Here is a 17,575-nt window from a genome sequence, read left to right on the forward strand (position 1 = left end):
ACTCCCGGCGAGCACGGCAACGCCGACCCGGGAGCAGGGGGGATCGACCGGGTCGGCGCTGTGTCGCCAAGGGTAGGCCCGGGGAGGACTGCACGTCACTCCCCGGACCCCACCGTCCGGATGTGTCCTGCGTCACCCACGCAGGGAGCGCAGGGTGAGCGCGGTCGACACCGCGGCCTCCGCCGCCTCACGCCCCTTGTCCTCGCGCGACCCCGGCAGCCCGGCACGGTCGAGGGCCTGCGCGTCGTCGTCGCAGGTCAGCAGGCCGAAGCCCACCGGGGTCCCGGTCTCGATCGCCACCCGCGACAACCCGTCGGTCGCCGCGGAGCAGACGTAGTCGAAGTGCGGTGTGCCACCGCGGATCACCACCCCCAGGGCCACGACCGCGTCGTGGGTCCTCGCCAGCTGCGCCGCGACGACCGGCAGCTCGAAGCTGCCCGGCACCGGGACGAAGGTCGGCTCGATGCCCGCCTCGCCCAGCGCCGCCCGCGCGCCGGCGACGAGGCCGTCCATGACCTGGGTGTGCCAGCTCGACGCGACGATCGCGACCCGCAGGTCGCTCGCGTCGCCGAGGTCGATCCGAGGTGCTCCGTGCCCGCTCATCGGGTGCTCCCTTCGTCGTGGGTCTCCGGCAGCCACGGGAGGTCGTGGCCCATCCGGTCGCGCTTGGTGCGCAGGTAGTGGAGGTTGTCGCTGGTGATGCTCGGCGGCAACGGCTCCCGGCCGGACACCTCGATGCCGAGCGAGGTGAGCGCCTCGACCTTCGCCGGGTTGTTGCTCAGCAGGCGCACGGTGCCGAGCCCGAGGTCGCGCAGCACCTGGGCGGCGTGCGTGTAGTCCCGCGCGTCGACGGGCAGGCCGAGCTCGGAGTTGGCGTCGACGGTGTCGGCGCCGGCGTCCTGGGCGGCGTAGGCGCGCAGCTTGTCGACGAGCCCGATGCCGCGCCCCTCGTGGCCGCGGACGTAGACGATGACGCCGGCCCCGGCTCGCACGACGGCCGACTGGGCCGCCTCGAGCTGCGGGCCGCAGTCGCAGCGCTTGGAGCCGAAGACGTCTCCGGTCAGGCACTCGCTGTGCACCCGCACGAGGGGGGTGCCCTCGCTGATGTCGCCGTGGACGAGCGCGATGTGCTCGCTGCCGTCGACACCGCTGCGGTAGCCGTGGGCGGTGAACTCGCCGTGCACCGTCGGCAGCCGCGTCGAGACGACCCGCTCGACGAGCGCCTCGGTGCGCCGGCGCAGGTCGACGAGGTCGGCGATGCTCACCAGCGGCCAGCCGCGCTCGTCGGCGAGCCGGCGCAGCTGCGGCAGCCGCGACATCGAGCCGTCCTCCTCGACGACCTCGCAGATGACGCCGGCCGGGCGGCGGCCCGCGAGCCGGCACAGGTCGACGGCGGCCTCGGTGTGCCCGCGGCGCACGAGGACACCCCCGTCACGAGCCCGAAGGGGGAAGACGTGGCCCGGGCGGGCCAGGTCCTCGCGACCGGTCGCCGGGTCGGCGAGCAGCCGCGCCGTGCGGGCCCGGTCGGCGGCGCTGATGCCGGTCGTCACACCCTCGCGCGCGTCGACCGAGATCGTGTATGCGGTGCCCTTGGCGTCCTCGTTGATCGCCGTCATCGGCGGCAGGGCGAGGCGGTCGAGGTCCTCGCCCGTCATCGCGACGCAGATGACCCCGCTGCCGAGGCGCACGGTGGCACCCATGATCTCGTCGGTCGCGGCGTCCGCGGCGAAGATGATGTCGCCCTCGTTCTCCCGGTCGGCGTCGTCGACGACGAGCACGGGACGACCGGCGGCCATGGCCTCGACGGCGGTCTCGACCGGGTCGAGCAGGCTCTCGTCGTGGCTCATCGTGCGTCCTTCGTCCCGAGCGCGAGGGTGCGCTGCACGTACTTGCCGAGGATGTCGACCTCGACGTTGACCCTGTCGCCGACTCCCTTGCGGCCCAGGGTCGTCAGCTCCAAGGTCGTCGGGATGAGGGCGACCTCGACGTGGTCGTCGCCGACCGCGGTGAGGGTCAGGCTCACCCCGTCGAGGCAGATCGAGCCCTTGTCCACGACGAAGGGGGCCAGCTCCGGTGCGAGCGAGAGCCGCACCTCCTCCCAGCGATCCCCCGGGCGTCGCTCGGTGATCGTCGCGGTCCCGTCGACGTGCCCCTGGACGAGGTGCCCGTCGAGGCGCGCGCCGAGCACCATCGGCCGCTCGAGGTTGACCACGTCGCCGACGGCGAGGTCGCCGAGGACGGTGCGCCGCAGGCTCTCGGCCATGACGTCGAAGGTGACGACTCCCCCCTTCGCCTCGTGGTCGGTGACGGTCAGGCAGGCGCCGTTGACGGCGATCGACGCCCCGTGGGCGACCTCGGTGGTCGTCACCTCGCCACGGACGGTGAGCCGGCTGGAGTCGGCGCCCGGCTCGATGGTGACCACCTCCCCGAGCTCCTCGATGATCCCGGTGAACATCAGCGCTCCCTCCTCACGGTGGCGGTGACGGCGACGTCGTCGCCGAGGCGGGCGACGTCGGTGGTGGTGAGGCGCAGGGCCTCGGTGATGGTCGTGATCCCCGCGTCGGCGAGGACCGGCGAGCCGGCCCCGAGCAGTGCGGGGGCGATGTGGGCGACGACCTCGTCGACGAGGTCGTCGGCGACGGCGGACGCGGCCAGTCGCGCGCCGCCCTCGAGCAGGACGGAGTGCACTCCGCGCCCGTGGAGGGCCGCGAGCAGGGCCGCGAGGTCGAGGCCCCGCTCCCCCGCCGGCAGGGCGAGCACGTCGACGCCCGCGGTGGTGAGCCGGGTCGCGTCGGCGCCCTCGGCGACGACGACGAGCGTCGGCGCGACGTCGTCGAGGACCCGGGCGGTGAGCGCGATCTCGGCGCGCGGGTCGAGGACCACGCGCAGCGGCTGGGTGACGTCGTCGAGGCCGCGGACCGCCAGGTGCGGGTCGTCCGCGCGCAGGGTGCCGGCGCCGACGAGGACGGCGTCACGCTCGGCGCGCAGCCGGTGGACCGCCTCGCGGGCCGTCGCGCCGGTGATCCAGCGGCTCGTGCCGTCGGCGGCCGATGTGCGTCCGTCGAGGGTCGTGGCGAGCTTCCACGTCACCCACGGCCGACCGGTGCGCACGGCGTGCAGCCAGGCCCGGTTGCCGTGCTCGGCCGCCTCTCGGCCGACCCCCTCGACGACCTCGACGCCGTTGCGGCGCAACAGGTCCGCTCCCCCGCCGGCGGTCTCGGTGGGGTCGGGGACGGCGACGACGACCCGGGCGACGCCGGCGGCGAGGAGGGCGCTCGTGCAGGGGCCGGTGCGACCGGTGTGGCGGCAGGGCTCGAGGGTGACGACGGCGGTGCCGCCGCGTGCGGCGTCTCCGGCGGCAGCCAGCGCCTCGACCTCGGCGTGGGGGCCACCGGCCCGGGAGTGCCACCCTTCGCCCACGACGACACCGTCCACATCGAGGACGACGCACCCGACGACGGGGTTGGGGGCGGTGCGACCGAGCCCGCGCGCCGCCAGCTCGACGGCGCGGGTCATGGCCCACTCGATGGTGACCGGTTGCTGCATCTGCCTCTCCGTGGTCCGACGCGGACCACGGGGCACAGGAAGGCACGCCGATGGCGTGACGACGACGTGGGACCACCGGGTAGCCGGTGACGACCGCACCACGCGGTCACCCGAGGGAGCCCGCACGGCACGGCCCACGCCGTCGCGTGCTGCCTCCCATCCGGACTTTCACCGTCGGTGCTGGAGTTCCACCAGCTCAACCCGGCCTCGAGAGGACGGGCTCGCGGACTGTTACCGCCGGCTCGGAATTACACCGACCCCGGAGCACGCGTACGACTGAACTCGTACGCGCATCAGGCTACTCCCCTCACGGGTCGGTGCCACCGTGGGTCTCACCACACGGCACCGGCCCGGAGGATGTCGCGTCAGTTCTTCGCGAAGTAGCGCAGCCGGTCGAGCGAGCCGTTCCAGACGTTCTGGTCGATCGGGCTGTCGGTGTACTGCCAGAAGGAGTAGGTGCCCCAGCCGGTGGGCAGGGTGCCGACGCTGCTGGAGTAGCGGGCGATCCACAGCGGCGACTTCGCCGCGAAGCTCGTGTCGTGGCCGACGCACTCGTTCCACCAGTTGGTGTTGGTGTAGATCACCGGGTAGCGGCCGGTGCGCGCCTTGTACTGGTTGAGGAAGGAGTTGATCCAGGTCCGCATGCCGCTCTGGGTCAGTCCGTAGCAGGTGCTGCCGTAGGGGTTCCACTCGACGTCGAGGACGCCGGGCAGCGTCTTGCCGTCGGCGGACCAGCCGCCCCCGTGGTCGACGAAGTAGTTGGCCTGGGTGGAGCCCGAGGACGTGTTGGGCAGCGCGAAGTGGTAGCTGCCGCGGATCATGCCCACGTTGTAGGAGCCGTTGTACTGCTGGGCGAAGGAGGGGCTGGTGTAGCCGGTCCCCTCGGTCGCCTTGACGTAGGCGAAGCGCTTGCCGGCATTCCACTGCGCGGTCCAGTCGACCGAGCCCTGCCAGTTGGACACGTCGATGCCCGGGACGCCCGCGGGCGCGGCCACGGTTGCGCTGCTGCGCGCCGTCGGCTGCTGCGAGCGCTCCTTCCACCCCATGCGCGCGTCGCCGGGCTCGGTGATGCCGGCCGCCTTGGCCTCGGGTGTCGGGCGGTCCTGGGTGGGTGCGGCCGAGGCGGTCGTGGCCGTGAGGGCGGTCGCCGCGAGCAGCGCGGCGAACACGGTGGTCGTGCGGGACATGGAGGTCTCCTGGCGTCGGGTGCGGGCCGCGGCAGGCGGCCCGCGTGGACCCTAGGGACCGCAGGTGACGAGGGGCCCACGAACTCCCCTCGCTGCGGTCAGACCTTCGTCAGGATCTGCCGGGCACGACGAAGGGGAGGGAAGACTTCGCGGTCTCCCCTCCCCTTCGCTCGTGGGTCGGGCTGGTTACTTGCCCAGACCCTGCATGATCTCGCGCATGAGGGCAGCGGTCTCGGACGGCGTCTTGCCGACCTTGACGCCGGCGGCCTCGAGGGCCTCCTTCTTGGCGGCGGCCGTACCGGAGGAGCCGGAGACGATGGCGCCGGCGTGGCCCATGGTCTTGCCCTCCGGGGCGGTGAATCCGGCCACGTAGCCGACGACCGGCTTGGTGACGTTGTCCTTGATGTAGGCCGCGGCCCGCTCCTCGGCGTCGCCACCGATCTCGCCGATCATGACGATCGCGTCGGTCTCGGGGTCGGCCTCGAAGGCCTCGAGGCAGTCGATGTGCGTGGTGCCGATGACCGGGTCGCCACCGATGCCGACGGCCGTGGAGAAGCCGAACTCACGCAGCTCGTACATCATCTGGTAGGTCAGCGTGCCCGACTTGGAGACCAGGCCGATGCGACCGGCGCCGGCGATGTCCGCCGGGATGATGCCGGCGTTGGACTTGCCGGGGCTGATCAGGCCGGGGCAGTTGGGGCCGATGAGGCGCGTGGCCTTGCCGACGGAGTAGTTGTAGAACTCCGCGGAGTCCCTGACGGGGATGCCCTCGGTGATGATGACGGCGAGGCCGATCTCGGCGTCGACGGCCTCGACGACGGCGGACTTGGCGAAGGCCGGCGGCACGAAGATGACCGACACGTCGGCGCCGGTCTCCTTGATCGCGTCGGCGACGGAGCCGAAGACGGGGACGGACTGGCCACCCGGGAAGTCGACGCTCTGGCCGGCCTTCTTGGGGTTGACGCCACCCACGACGTTGGTGCCCGAGGCGAGCATGCGCGTCGTGTGCTTCATGCCCTCCGAGCCGGTCATGCCCTGGACGATGACCTTGGAGTCAGCGGTGAGGAAGATTGCCATGTCTGTTTCAGTCGTCCTTTACTTCGCGGCCAGCTCGGCGGCCTTGCGGGCGGCGCCGTCCATGGTGGCCTCGACGGTCACGAGGGGGTGGTTGAACTCGGCGAGGATGCGACGACCCTCGTCGACGTTGTTGCCGTCGAGACGCACGACGAGCGGCTTGGTCGCCGAGTCACCGAGGGTCTTGAGGGCGCCGACGATGCCGTCCGCGACCGCGTCGCACGCGGTGATGCCACCGAAGACGTTGACGAAGACGGAGTTGACTTGCTCGTCGCCGAGGATGACGTCGAGGCCGTTGGCCATGACCTCGGCCGAGGCGCCGCCACCGATGTCGAGGAAGTTGGCCGGCTTGGCCTTGCCGCCGGTGAAGTCCTCACCGGCGTAGGCGACGACGTCGAGGGTGCTCATGACGAGCCCGGCGCCGTTGCCGATGATGCCGACGTTGCCGTCGAGCTTGACGTAGTTGAGGCCCAGGCTCTTGGCCTTGGCCTCGAGCGGGTCGGCCGCAGCCTTGTCCTCGAGCTCGGCGTGGTCCGGATGGCGGAAGTCGGCGTTGCCGTCGAGGGTGACCTTGCCGTCGAGGGCGACGATGTCGCCCTGCTCGGTCTTGACGAGGGGGTTGACCTCGACGAGGGTCGCGTCCTCGTCGCGGTAGACGACCCACAGCTTCTTCAGGACGTCGGCGATCTTGGCCTGGTCGGCCTCGTCGAAGCCCGCGGCCTGGACGATCTCGGTGGCCTTGGCGTCGTCGATGCCGACGTTGGGGTCGACCGCGATGCGGGCGAGGGCCTCGGGGCGCTCGACGGCGAGCTGCTCGATCTCCATCCCGCCCTCCTTGGAGCACATGGCGAGGTACGTGCGGTTGGCGCGGTCGAGCAGGATCGAGAAGTAGTACTCCTCGGCGATCTGCGCGCCCTGGGCGATCATGACCTTGTGGACCGTGTGGCCCTTGATGTCCATGCCCAGGATGGCCTCGGCGTGCGCCTCGGCCTCGTCAGCGGTCTTGGCGACCTTGACGCCGCCGGCCTTGCCGCGGCCACCGGTCTTGACCTGGGCCTTGACGACGGTGACACCGCCGCTCTTGGCGCCGATGGTCTCGGCGGCTGCTCGAGCCTCCTGGGGGGTGGTGGCGACGGCGCCGGCAAGAACCGGGACGCCGTGCTTCTCGAACACGTCGCGTGCTTGGTACTCGAAGAGATCCACGAGGGTGATTCCGTCCTCTGCTGTGGTAACGGGGTGCGGGACGAGACTAGCCCCCGGACGAAGGGGGAGCACGTCCGGTCTCGCGAGCGCTCGCGACGCGGGGTCGTTCAACCGTGGATCACGGAGTCGTCACGAGATCTCGCTCACGGCACCGAAGCGGGGTTACCCTCGGGTCACCATGGCCACGCAGCAGCCGCACGACGGCGACCTCGCGACCGGCGACCCGGCACCGACGTCGGCGAGCCTGCGGTCCGGCGTGGTCGACCAGGCCCGGCGGATGGCGACGACGCAGGCGATGGTCTTCGCCGCCGTCGAGCTCGTCTGGGCGACGACGCACTTCTCCCTCTACCCCTTCGGCGCCCGCTCGCCCCGCCGCGGCGGCCCGCGCCACGGCTACCGCATCGAGCACCTCAACCCCGTGCGCCGCGGCATGCTCGTCGCCGGCCTCGTCGAGAGCGGGACGCCGATCCTGCTGCTCCACGGCTTCGCCGACAACCACTCGATCTTCACCGTGCTGCGTCGCGGCCTGCTGCGGCGCGGCTTCAGCCGGGTCTTCGCGATGAACTACTCCGTGCGCACCCGCGACGTGCGCACGGCCGCCGCCCAGCTCGCGGAGGAGGTCGAGGCGATCGTCGAGGAGACCGGCTACGAGCGGATCCACATCGTCGCGCACAGCTTGGGTGGGGTCGTCGCCCGCTACTACGTCACCCGCCTCGGTGGTGACGAGCGCATCCACACCCTCGCCACGCTCGGCGCGCCGCACACGGGCACGCTCGCGGCCTACCTCCTGCCCACCTCGCTCACCCGCCAGTTGCGCCCCGGCAGTGCGCTGATGCAGGAGCTCAACGAGCCCGCGCCCGGCTGCCGGACCCGGATCATCGCCTTCTGGTCCGACACCGACGAGGTGATCGTTCCGGCGGTTGGGGCCTCGCTCCGGCAGGAGGGCGTCGAGGTGACCAATGTGCGCCTGCGGGGCGTCGGACACCTGTCGCTGCCGATCCTGCCGACCGTCGTGCACAAGATCGCGACGAGCCTCGTGCAGATCGACTCCGAGGGCAACCAGACCGCGTCGGTCACCGACATCTCCGCCTGATCGGGCGCTCGCGCGCGACGGCCTCGACGGGGTCGACCACACTCGTGTGGCTTGGGCCACCCTCAGTTTTGCATAACGAAATGGTCACGCTAGGGTTGCCGAGATTTGTCCACGGTCCCACCCCAGGGGCTGAGTCCGAGATCCCCTGCGAGGACGTCCCCTTCATGAGTGAGTACACCGGTCGACACCGGCCGCCCACCCGCGCCGAGCGCCGCGCCCAGCAGCGCCGATCGCGCCTCCCCAAGAGCTTCGGCCCCGCCTACGCGCTGCCCACCGCGGCCGCCGCGGCCCTCGTGCTGACGGCTGCCGGCGCCACCGCCGCGCAGTCCTCGCCGTTCACCTCGGCCGCCTCGCACGCGCAGGCCGCCTTCACCCCGGCCGGCGCCGAGACCCCGAGCGCCGCTGCGCTGCTCTCCGACCCCGACGTCGTCGAGAGCGCCCGCGCCCAGTCCGCCACGATCACCGACGAGACCGACGGTCTCGCCCAGCGCCGCCAGGCCGCGTCGACCTCGGTCGCTCAGGACCAGGGCCGCACCCAGGAGCGCCAGCGCGTCGCCCGCGACAAGGCCCGCAAGCAGCTGGCCGCCGACCGCGCCGAGGCCAAGAAGCGCGCCGCCCGCGAGCGCTCCGCCGAGAGCACCTCGGGCTCGACCACCACGGCCGCCGGTGCCGAGACCAGCGACTCCGGTGACGCCAACTCGGTCGGTGCCCAGGGCTGGGTCAAGCCGCTCGACAACGCCGTCTTCACCTCCCCCTTCGGTCACCGCTGGGGTCGCCTGCACGCCGGTCAGGACTACGCCGCCGCCGTCGGCACCCCGCTCAAGGCGATGAGCAGCGGTGAGGTCATCGGCGCCGGTCCGATGGACGGCTACGGCATCTACATCGACATCAAGTACTGGGACGGCACGGTCTCGCGCTACGGGCACCTGAGCTCGGTGAGCGCCTCCGTCGGCCAGCAGGTCGCCCCGGGCGACACCGTCGCCCTGTCGGGCAACACCGGCCGCTCGACCGGCCCGCACCTGCACATGGAGATCCACCCGGGCGGCGGCGAGCCGATCGACCCCGCCGGCTGGCTAGCCGAGCGCGGGATCAGCTGACCCACCCAGCCACCCCGAAGGGGGCCGACGACCACTGGTCGTCGGCCCCCTTCGGTCGTCCGGAGGCTGCATTGCCGTAGGGCAATGCGAAGGGGGCCGCCGTTGAGGCTGCATTGCCGTAGGGCAATGCGAAGGGGGCCGCCCTCGAGGCTGCATTGCCGTAGGGCAATGCCGTCTCAGAGCTTTTCGAGGGGGGCATAGCGCAGCAGGAGGCGCTTGACGCCGTCCTCGCCCCCGAAGTCGACGTGGGCCATGGCCTTGTCGCCCTCGCCCTCGACCCGGATCACGGTGCCCAGACCGAAGCTGTCATGGGTGACCTTGTCGCCGTCGGACAGGGCGATCACCGGACGGTTGCCGGGCGAGCGGACACCGGGCCGCGCAGCCAGTCGAGCGACCGCCGGGGCACGCGTCGAGCGGGTCGGGCCGACCGGCGGCCCGGTGCGCTCCCACCGCACGAGGTGCTGCGGGATCTCGTCGAGGAAGCGCGACGCGGGGTTGTACTGCGGCGCACCGAAGGCGCTGCGGACCGCGGCCCGCGACAGGTGCAGCCGCTCCCGGGCACGGGTGATGCCGACGTAGGCCAGCCGCCGCTCCTCCTCGAGCTCGACCTCCTTGCCCAGGCTGCGCTGGTGCGGGAAGGTGCCGTCCTCCATGCCGGTGAGGAAGACGACCGGGAACTCCAGACCCTTGGCCGTGTGCAGGGTCATGAGCGTGACGACGCCCTGGTCGTCGGCCTCGTCGTCGGGGATCTCGTCGGCGTCGGCGACGAGGCTGACCTGCTCGAGGAAGTCGTCGAGGCTGATGACCTCACCGGTCTCCTCGCGGGTCGCGTCGAACTCGCGGGCGACGCCGACCAGCTCTTGCAGATTTTCGAGGCGGGTCTCGTCCTGCGGGTCGCGGCTGGCCTGCAGCTCGGCGACGTAGCCGGTGCGGTCGAGGACGGCCTCGAGGAGGTCACCGATGCCGGCCCCCTCCTCCTGCAGCGCGCCCAGACCCTCGAGGAGCGCGGTGAAGCCACGCACGGCCGTCACCGACCGGGTCGCGATGCCCGGTGCGTCCTCGACCCGACCGAGCGCCGCGACGAAGGGGATCCGCTCGCGCTCGGCGAGCTGCGCCACGGCGGCCTGGGCCCGGTCGCCGATGCCCCGCTTGGGGACGTTGATGATCCGGCGCAGGTTGACGGTGTCGGCGGGGTTGGCGACGACGCGCAGGTAGGCCAGGGCGTCCTTGACCTCGCGCCGCTCGTAGAAGCGGGTGCCACCGACGACCTTGTAGGGCAGGCCGACCCGGACGAAGACCTCCTCGATGGCGCGCGACTGCGCATTGGTCCGGTAGAAGACGGCGACGTCGCCGGGCCGCACGCCGTGCTCGTCGTGGAGCTCGTCGATGGTCTTGGCGATGAAGGAGGCCTCGTCGTGCTCGTTGTCGCCGACGTAGCCGACGATCGGCTCGCCCTCGCCGGACTGCGTCCAGAGGTTCTTCTTGCGACGGGACTCGTTGCGCTCGATGACGGCATTGGCCGCGGTGAGGATCGTCTGGGTCGAGCGGTAGTTTTGCTCCAGCAGGATCGAGCGCGCGTCCGGGTAGTCCTCCTCGAACTCGATGATGTTGCGGATCGAGGCCCCGCGGAAGGCGTAGATCGACTGGTCGGCGTCACCGACGACGACGAGCTCGCTCGGCTCGACGGCGTGCTCGCCCCGGGTCGCGTCCTTGTCGCCGCCCACGAGCTCCTTGACGAGCATGTACTGCGCGTGGTTGGTGTCCTGGTACTCGTCGACGAGCACGTGGCGGAAGCGGCGACGGTAGTGCTCGGCCACGTCGGGGAAGGCCTGCAGGATGTGCACCGTCGTCATGATGATGTCGTCGAAGTCGAGCGCATTGGCCTGGCGCAGCCGACGCTGGTACTCGGTGTAGACCTGCGACAGCGTCTGGTCCTGCTGCGTGCCTCCCGGCTGCTGCGCGTCCTCGTCGGCCGCGACCCGGCGGGCGTACTCCTCCTCGTCGACGAGCTCGTTCTTGAGGTTGCTGATCCGGTGCCCCATGGCCCTCGGCGGGAAGCGCTTGGGGTCGAGGTCGAGGTCGCGCATGACGAGGGCGATGAGCCGCTGGCTGTCGGCGGCGTCGTAGATCGAGAAGCTGCTCTTCATGCCGACCTTGGTGGCCTCGCGGCGCAGGATGCGCACGCACGCCGAGTGGAAGGTCATCACCCACATCGCCTTGGCCCGGGGACCGACGAGGTCCTCGACCCGCTCGCGCATCTCCGCGGCGGCCTTGTTGGTGAAGGTGATCGCGAGGATCTGCCCCGGCTGGGCACCGCGGGCGGCGAGCAGGTGGGCGATGCGGTGGGTGAGCACCCGGGTCTTGCCCGAGCCGGCGCCCGCGACGATGAGCAGCGGGCCACCCGAGTGCAGGACCGCCTCGCGCTGGGCGGGGTTGAGACCCGCGACGAGCTCCTCGGGGTCGCGCTCCGGCGGGCGCTGGTGCGGGCTGTGCGCGGCCCGCGTCGGCCCCTCGGCGGACACGGCCCACGTGGGCACCCCCGCATCGGAGACGTCGGTGGTCCACTCACCGGGGAGGGCATCGGGAAGGTCGTCGAAGAGGCTGCTCATCTCGCCCTCCAGCCTACGTCGGAGCCCCGACACCGATCACCCGGCGAGGGCGGCGATGGCCCGCGAGGCGGCGGCCGGGCCGTCGATCGCAGCGGCCCGGTCCCGGACCTTCCGCGCCGCCTCGCGCAGCCGTGGATCGCGGAGCAGGCGATCGACGATCCCCGGCAGCTCGCCGCGGCGCAGCTGTCGGGCGGTGAAGGGGAGGGCATGACCGGCGAGCTCGCACTGCCGGATGTTCCAGCGCTGCTCCGCCTGCAGCCCGATCCCGGCGAAGGGGGCACCGGAGACGCACGCCGTCTGCACCGTGCCCTCGCCACCGTGGGTCACGGACGCGTCGACGAGCCCGGCCAGTCGGTGTGCCGGGATGAAGTCGGTCATGACCACCGAGCGGGGAAGCCGGCGACGGTCGGCGTCCGTGAGGTACTGGCCGGCCCCGGAGACGATCTCCACGTCGAGGGCCCCGACCGCCTCGAGGACCGCGAGCACGAGGTCGCGGCGTGCCGAGGACCCCATGCCCACGTAGACGACGGGCCGGCCGGTGGCGGTCAGGGCGTGGACCTCCTGCGGCAACTCCCCCGCCGTCCGGGAGTAGACCGGACCGATGACCTCGTCCCTCGGCCCGAGCGGCAGCGGCTCGAGCGCGGGCGGGAGCGAGGCGATGAGGTTGAGATCGCCGTCCAGCGCCTCGAGCGTGGTTGGGGGCAGGCACACACCGTGCTCCGCCGCGACGGCGCGGAAGGCCCCCGGCAGGTAGGTCAGCCTCTGGCCCACCGTCCGGATCGTCCGACCCGCCACCGCGTTGGCCGCCGTCGCGAGGCGCCCCCGCCCGGCAACCACCGGGAAGTCGCTCATGGACGACAGGTGCCCGCGACTCATGGCGTAGGGCTTGACGTAGACGAGGGGGATCCCGGCCGCACGGGCCGAGACGAAGGTGCTCATCGTCGACCCGATGACGACGACGTCGGGTCGCCACTCGTCCATGAGGTCGAGCTCGCTGCGCACTCGCCGGCGCAACATGTCGACGGTGAAGGGGTGCCGCACCGCACGCCCCTGGTCGACGGCGAGGAGACGGTCGGCGTCCGCCTCGCTCAGGCGGGGCTCGAGCAACTCGAGGGGCAGCCCGGCGTCCGTCACGTGACCGCTGAAGCGCGTCGAGTACCCGCAGACGATGACCTCGTGCCCGTCCGCTCGCATGCGGCGCGCGACCTCGACCCCGCGGGAGGTCTCCCCCAGGTTGAAGGTCTCGGGAGCGAAGAGGACGCGCACCATGTCCTCTGCCTACCACGCGCCCCGGGTCTCGAGGGCCTCGCTGGCGCTCGGCCACCTCGACCAACGGGGGTCGAGGTGCGAGCTGGCGAGCCTCGAGACCACTCAGGAGTATCTTGCGCCGGTGAGCCCGATGCGCGAGGACCTGAGTCTGCTGCGCGAGCGACGCTTCGCCTCGCTCTTCGCCGCGCGCACCCTGTCGATGCTCGGGCTCGCCTTCGCACCGGTGGCACTGGCCTTCGGGGTGCTCGACCTGCCCGGGGCCGACGCCGGCACCCTCTCGCTCGTCGTCGCCGCCGAGGCGGTCCCGCACGTGCTCGGCCTGCTCCTCGGTGGCGTGGTCGCCGACCGCTACCCGCGCCGGCTGGTGATGTTCACCGGGGAGTGCCTCTCGCTCGTCGCGTGGCTGGGCATCGGCACCATGCTCCTCGTCGGCTGGGCGCCGATCCCGCTCGTGTGCGCCTTCGCCGTCCTCACCGGCCTGGCGGGCGCGGTCGTCTGGCCGGTCCTGTCGGGGATCATCCCCGAGGTCGCGCCGCGCGACCGGCTCCAGCCGGCCAACGCCCTGCTCGCCGTGGGCGCCAACGCCGCTCGCGTCGGCGGCCTCATCGCCGCGGGCGCGGTGGTCGTCGCCATCGGTCCCGGCTGGGCACTCATCACGGCCGCCGCGATCTACGCCTGCGCGGCCGGCTTCGCGTGGCGCATCGGCACCACCCCCCGCCCCGGACGCGAAGGGGGGACCTCCGTCCTCGCCGAGCTGCGGGAGGGGTGGGTCGAGTTCTCCTCCCGGGAGTGGCTGTGGGTGGTGGTCGCGCAGTTCGCCCTGCTCGTCCTCGCCTGGCAGGGCGCGCACACCGTGCTGGGCCCGGTCGTCGCCAAGGCCGAGCTGGGCGGGGCCGGCGCGTGGTCGGCGATCCTCACCGGTGAGGCCGTCGGCATGCTCGTCGGGGTCCTCGTCGCGATGCGCATCCGCCCCCGCCGGCCGATCCTCGTCGGTGTCCTGCTCACCTCCGCCACGGCCCTGCCCTACCTGCTCCTCGGGCTCGGCGCTCCCCTGCCGGTCATCGTGCTCGGCGGCTTCGTCATGGGGCTGGGCATGGACGCCTTCACCGTGCTCTGGCAGACGACGATGCAGCGGGAGGTACCGCCGGAGGCCCTCTCCCGGGTGGCCTCCTACGACGCCTTCGGCTCGATGGTCTTCGGTCCGGTGGGGGTGCTGCTCGCCGGTCCCGCCGCGGCGCACCTCGGCGCGCACACCGCGCTGCTCGTGTGCGCCGGGCTGATCATCGCCTCGGCCATGCTCGCGCTGCTCTCCCGTGAGGTGCGCACACTGCGGGCACCGGAGGTGGCCACCCCGGTGCCCGAGGGCAGCTTCGCGGCGCCGGTCGACCCGGCCGCGCCCTGACCCCCTTCGTCAGGCCGCGCGGAGACGGGCCACCGGCAACCCGAGGTCACGCCACGCGGCGAAGCCCCCGACGACGTCGGTCGCCCGCCCGATCCCGATGGAGCGCAGGGAGTCCGCCGCCAGCGACGAGGTGTAGCCCTCCTGGCAAATGACGATGACCCGGTCGCCGAGGGCGACGCCGGGCAGGGACGCCTCCTGCCGCGGGTCGAGCCGCCACTCGAGGACATTGCGCTCGATGACCCACGGGTCGAGGACGCCGGCGACCTCCCCTTCGACCTGCCGCTGCGCCGCCGGACGGATGTCGACGAGGCGGGCGGTGCCGTCACGCACCTCCCGCCAGGCCTGCACCGGCGAGACCCGGGTCAGCCGGGAGCGGGCGTCGGCGAGGAGGGCGTCGATGCCGTCGTGCTGGGCCGCCATCGCGCTCACCACGCCTGACGCTGCTCGACGCCGGAGGGCCGCAGCACGCCGTCGACGAGGTCGTAGTGGGTCATCTGCGCGAGCGTCGGGCTGTAGGCGTGGACGGAGACAGCCACCTCACGACCGAGGTTGGTGACGTCGTGGAGGTGGCTGCCGCCGAAGGCTTGCGGATGAGCCAGACCTGCAGGCGCGGGCTGTCGGCGAGCAGCCGCCAGGTGCGCTCGCCGGGGCGGTCGGGGTCGGGACCGAGGGTGTCGGGCAGGGCCGGGTCGGAGGCGAAGAGCTGCGTCAGGCGCAGCAGCTGGACGGGGGTGAAGGCCTCGACGCCGGGCGTCGGGCGGACAGGGGTGGACTGGGTCGTGTACATGGGTCGGCTCTCTGTGCGGTGGTCTGCGGGCTGCGGTCAGGCGCAGCAGCGACAGAGGGCACCGAGGTGGAGCGCGAGGTCCAGGTGCAGGCGACGCACCCCGGCGAAGGGGGTCCAGGTGCGCGTCGAGAGGTCCATGCCGAGAGCCCACCACGTGCGCACCCCTCGCGTCAAACTCCTATTCACATGGTGGGAGATTGGGTCGCCCTAGGGTGTCCGTCATGACCCAGATCGTGCGACCCGACGCCCGCTACCAGCGCTCCTACCTCGAGGCGCTCGACGAGTTCGACGGGGCGCACCGTGACGGCGACGGCGTGCTCGAGCTGGCCGCCGACCCGACGACCGGCTTCGCCGGCCACGACTTCACCCGTGAGGGACTCGAGGACCCCGAGGAGTTCCGCCGACTCGTCCAGGCACGTCGCGCCGACGAGCTGCCGGAGACGCCCCGCCCGGCGCACTTCGTCCCGTGCACCTATCTGTGGATCGCCGAGGGCGACACCTATCTCGGCTCGATCGCCTTCCGGCACGAGCTGACCGACTTCCTCCTCGAGCAGGGCGGGCACATCGGCTACTCGATCCGGCCCTCGGCGAGGCGGCAGGGGCACGCGAGCGCCGCCCTTCGCCAGGTGCTCGAGCTCGCCGCCGAGATGGGGCACGACCGGGTGCTCGTCACGTGCGACGAGGACAACGCCGCCTCCCGCGCGACGATCGAGGGCGCCGGTGGGGCCTACGAGGACTCGCGGGTCGGCAAGCGGCGCTACTGGGTGCCCACCCTGGTCACGGACCGCCCCGCGGGCGCGCTCATCGGGTAGGTGGGAGCGGGGGTCTCGAGGGCCTCGCTGGCGCTCGGCCACCTCGACCAGCGGGGGTGGGTACTGTCGGCCCCATGGCCCGCGGCGAGCACGGCGAGGACGTCCACCTCGACGTCGGGGGGCGCGATGTGCGCATCTCCTCCCCCGACCGGATCTACTTCCCCGAGCGCGGGGAGACCAAGCTCGACCTCGCGCACTACTACCTGGCCGTCGGCGACGGGATCCTGCGCGCGCTGCGCGAGCGGCCGACGATGCTGCACCGCTTCCCCAAGGGGGTGAGCGGCGCCAAGGTCCACCAGAAGCGCCTGCCCAAGGGGGCGCCCGACTGGGTCGAGACGGTGCGGCTGCACTTCCCCCGCTTCGACCTGCACGCCGACGAGCTGTGCCCGACCGAGCTCGCGCAGATCATCTGGGCGGTGCAGATGAGCACGGTCGAGCTGCACCCGTGGAATGTCCGCCGCGCCGACGTCGACCGACCCGACGAGTGGCGGATCGACCTCGACCCCATGCCGGATGCTCCCTTCGACCGGGTGCGGCGGGTGGCCGGCGTCGTCCACGAGGTGCTCGACGAGCTCGGGGTCGTCGGCTACCCCAAGACGAGCGGCGGGTCCGGCCTGCACGTCTACGTCCGGGTCGAGCCGCGGTGGGAGTTCGGCGAGGTACGAAGGGCGGCGCTCGCCTTCGCCCGTGAGGTCGAGAGACGCGCCCCGCAGGACGTGACGACGACGTGGTGGCGCAAGGACCGCGACCCGGCGGCGGTCTTCGTCGACTACAACCAGAATGCCCGCGACCACACCATCGCGGCCGCCTACTCGGTGCGAGGCAATGCGCGCGGGACGGTGTCGACGCCGGTCACCTGGGACGAGATCGCCGACGTCGAGCCGCAGGACTGCACGATCGCGACCGTACCGGAGCGCTTCGCCGAGGTCGGCGACCTGCACGCGAGCATCGACGACGTCGCGCACGACCTCACGCTGCTCCTCGAGTGGGCCCAGCGTGACGAGGCGGCCGGGCACGAGGGGGCCGGCCGAGCCCGGCGACTGATCTCGGCGGGCCCCTACTCCTCGCGCCGCATCGGTACGATTTCCTCATACCGGAAGGTTGGGCATGGTGCGCAAAGTTGCAGTGATGTTGCCGGATGAGCTCTACGACCTGATCGAACGAGCGCGCGCGGTCGAGCACCGGAGCCGTTCGGAAGCGGTCCAGGAGGCATTGCGGACCCACGTCGGTGAACCCGTCTACCACCCCACCGAGCTGGAACGCCGGCAACTGGTCGAGGGCCTCGATGCCACTGACCCCGCCTCCACACTCGACTGGGGTGACGTGCGCCGGCAACTCTGCTCTCGCGCGTGACCGTCCGTCTCACCCGCTTGGCGGCAGAGGACCTGGAGACCGCGCATGCCCACTACGACAGTGGCGACCCTGATCTGGGTCGTCGCTTCGTCGCGGATCTTGACCTGGTGATGGAACGACTGCAGACCTTCCCTCATGGCGCC

The 17,575-nt window shown here is 72.1% G+C and carries 17 protein-coding genes and 1 riboswitch; of the genes, 6 read left to right on the top strand and 11 right to left on the bottom strand.

All coding sequences use genetic code 11. The annotated features are described in order from the left end of the window. Positions 1-132: 132 nt before the first annotated feature. The 7 genes from ribH to sucC form a co-directional block, all read right to left on the bottom strand. Positions 133-603 (bottom strand): 6,7-dimethyl-8-ribityllumazine synthase, encoded by a 471-nt coding sequence (gene ribH, locus H7A72_RS12070; RefSeq protein ID WP_084450253.1) that lies wholly within the window; start codon positions 601-603, stop codon positions 133-135. Next, positions 600-1,847 carry a bifunctional 3,4-dihydroxy-2-butanone-4-phosphate synthase/GTP cyclohydrolase II gene (locus H7A72_RS12075; protein WP_305066828.1) on the bottom strand — a complete coding sequence of 416 codons (1,248 nt, stop codon included), beginning with the start codon at positions 1,845-1,847 and terminating at the stop codon, positions 600-602. The genes ribH and H7A72_RS12075 overlap by 4 nt, the downstream gene beginning before the upstream one ends. Then, positions 1,844-2,455: a riboflavin synthase gene (locus H7A72_RS12080; protein ID WP_185220687.1), complete on the bottom strand. Its 612-nt coding sequence runs from the start codon at positions 2,453-2,455 to the stop codon at positions 1,844-1,846. The genes H7A72_RS12075 and H7A72_RS12080 overlap by 4 nt, the downstream gene beginning before the upstream one ends. Continuing rightward, entirely contained in the window at positions 2,455-3,546 is a 1,092-nt protein-coding gene (gene ribD, locus H7A72_RS12085) for a bifunctional diaminohydroxyphosphoribosylaminopyrimidine deaminase/5-amino-6-(5-phosphoribosylamino)uracil reductase RibD (protein WP_223277631.1), read from the bottom strand. The genes H7A72_RS12080 and ribD overlap by 1 nt, the downstream gene beginning before the upstream one ends. Before the next feature lie 142 nt (positions 3,547-3,688). Continuing rightward, a riboswitch (FMN riboswitch) is annotated at positions 3,689-3,818 on the bottom strand. A gap of 93 nt (positions 3,819-3,911) precedes the next feature. Next, positions 3,912-4,733, bottom strand: a complete 822-nt coding sequence (locus tag H7A72_RS12090; RefSeq protein WP_185220688.1) for a lysozyme — start codon at positions 4,731-4,733, stop codon at positions 3,912-3,914. 186 nt (positions 4,734-4,919) lie between these two features. Next, positions 4,920-5,810 carry a succinate--CoA ligase subunit alpha gene (sucD, locus tag H7A72_RS12095; RefSeq protein WP_185220689.1) on the bottom strand — a complete coding sequence of 297 codons (891 nt, stop codon included), beginning with the start codon at positions 5,808-5,810 and terminating at the stop codon, positions 4,920-4,922. A gap of 18 nt (positions 5,811-5,828) precedes the next feature. Continuing rightward, positions 5,829-7,010 carry an ADP-forming succinate--CoA ligase subunit beta gene (sucC, locus tag H7A72_RS12100; protein WP_185220690.1) on the bottom strand — a complete coding sequence of 394 codons (1,182 nt, stop codon included), beginning with the start codon at positions 7,008-7,010 and terminating at the stop codon, positions 5,829-5,831. A 178-nt stretch (positions 7,011-7,188) separates the two neighbouring features. On the opposite strand from sucC, the gene H7A72_RS12105 reads away from it, so the two are divergent. Next, the gene (locus tag H7A72_RS12105; RefSeq protein ID WP_223277632.1) at positions 7,189-8,103 is read left to right on the top strand and encodes a triacylglycerol lipase; all 915 of its coding nucleotides are present in this window, start codon (positions 7,189-7,191) and stop codon (positions 8,101-8,103) included. Positions 8,104-8,267: 164 nt separating this feature from the next. After that, positions 8,268-9,200, top strand: a complete 933-nt coding sequence (locus tag H7A72_RS12110; protein WP_185220691.1) for a M23 family metallopeptidase — start codon at positions 8,268-8,270, stop codon at positions 9,198-9,200. Positions 9,201-9,376: 176 nt separating this feature from the next. Here the strand turns inward: H7A72_RS12110 and pcrA are convergent, their stop codons facing one another. Continuing rightward, positions 9,377-11,809, bottom strand: a complete 2,433-nt coding sequence (gene pcrA / locus H7A72_RS12115) for a DNA helicase PcrA (RefSeq protein ID WP_185220692.1) — start codon at positions 11,807-11,809, stop codon at positions 9,377-9,379. Between the two features lie 36 nt (positions 11,810-11,845). Continuing rightward, positions 11,846-13,078 carry a nucleotide disphospho-sugar-binding domain-containing protein gene (locus H7A72_RS12120; protein WP_185220693.1) on the bottom strand — a complete coding sequence of 411 codons (1,233 nt, stop codon included), beginning with the start codon at positions 13,076-13,078 and terminating at the stop codon, positions 11,846-11,848. A gap of 130 nt (positions 13,079-13,208) precedes the next feature. Between H7A72_RS12120 and H7A72_RS12125 the strand changes: the two genes are divergently transcribed. Then, on the top strand, positions 13,209-14,480 hold the full coding sequence (locus tag H7A72_RS12125) for an MFS transporter (protein ID WP_185222389.1): 1,272 nt from the start codon (positions 13,209-13,211) through the stop codon (positions 14,478-14,480). A 9-nt stretch (positions 14,481-14,489) separates the two neighbouring features. Here H7A72_RS12125 and H7A72_RS12130 read toward each other — a convergent pair whose 3' ends face one another. Both H7A72_RS12130 and H7A72_RS12135 read right to left on the bottom strand, forming a co-directional pair. Beyond that, a complete protein-coding gene (locus H7A72_RS12130) occupies positions 14,490-14,900 on the bottom strand; it encodes a rhodanese-like domain-containing protein (protein ID WP_185220694.1) in 411 nt (136 codons plus the stop codon). A gap of 70 nt (positions 14,901-14,970) precedes the next feature. Next, positions 14,971-15,267 carry a hypothetical protein gene (locus H7A72_RS12135; protein ID WP_255494239.1) on the bottom strand — a complete coding sequence of 99 codons (297 nt, stop codon included), beginning with the start codon at positions 15,265-15,267 and terminating at the stop codon, positions 14,971-14,973. A gap of 221 nt (positions 15,268-15,488) precedes the next feature. On the opposite strand from H7A72_RS12135, the gene H7A72_RS12140 reads away from it, so the two are divergent. From H7A72_RS12140 to H7A72_RS12150, 3 genes are all read left to right on the top strand, one after another. Next, positions 15,489-16,079, top strand: coding sequence for a GNAT family N-acetyltransferase (locus H7A72_RS12140; RefSeq protein ID WP_185220695.1), 591 nt, complete (start codon positions 15,489-15,491; stop codon positions 16,077-16,079). Between the two features lie 74 nt (positions 16,080-16,153). After that, positions 16,154-17,221, top strand: coding sequence for a non-homologous end-joining DNA ligase (ligD, locus tag H7A72_RS12145; protein ID WP_185220696.1), 1,068 nt, complete (start codon positions 16,154-16,156; stop codon positions 17,219-17,221). Then, a complete protein-coding gene (locus H7A72_RS12150; protein ID WP_185220697.1) occupies positions 17,208-17,432 on the top strand; it encodes a ribbon-helix-helix protein, CopG family in 225 nt (74 codons plus the stop codon). The genes ligD and H7A72_RS12150 overlap by 14 nt, the downstream gene beginning before the upstream one ends. The last annotated feature ends 143 nt before the right edge of the window (positions 17,433-17,575 follow it).

Origin of the sequence: Janibacter sp. YB324, from assembly GCF_014217915.1 — a bacterium.
Lineage (GTDB): Bacteria > Actinomycetota > Actinomycetes > Actinomycetales > Dermatophilaceae > Janibacter > Janibacter indicus.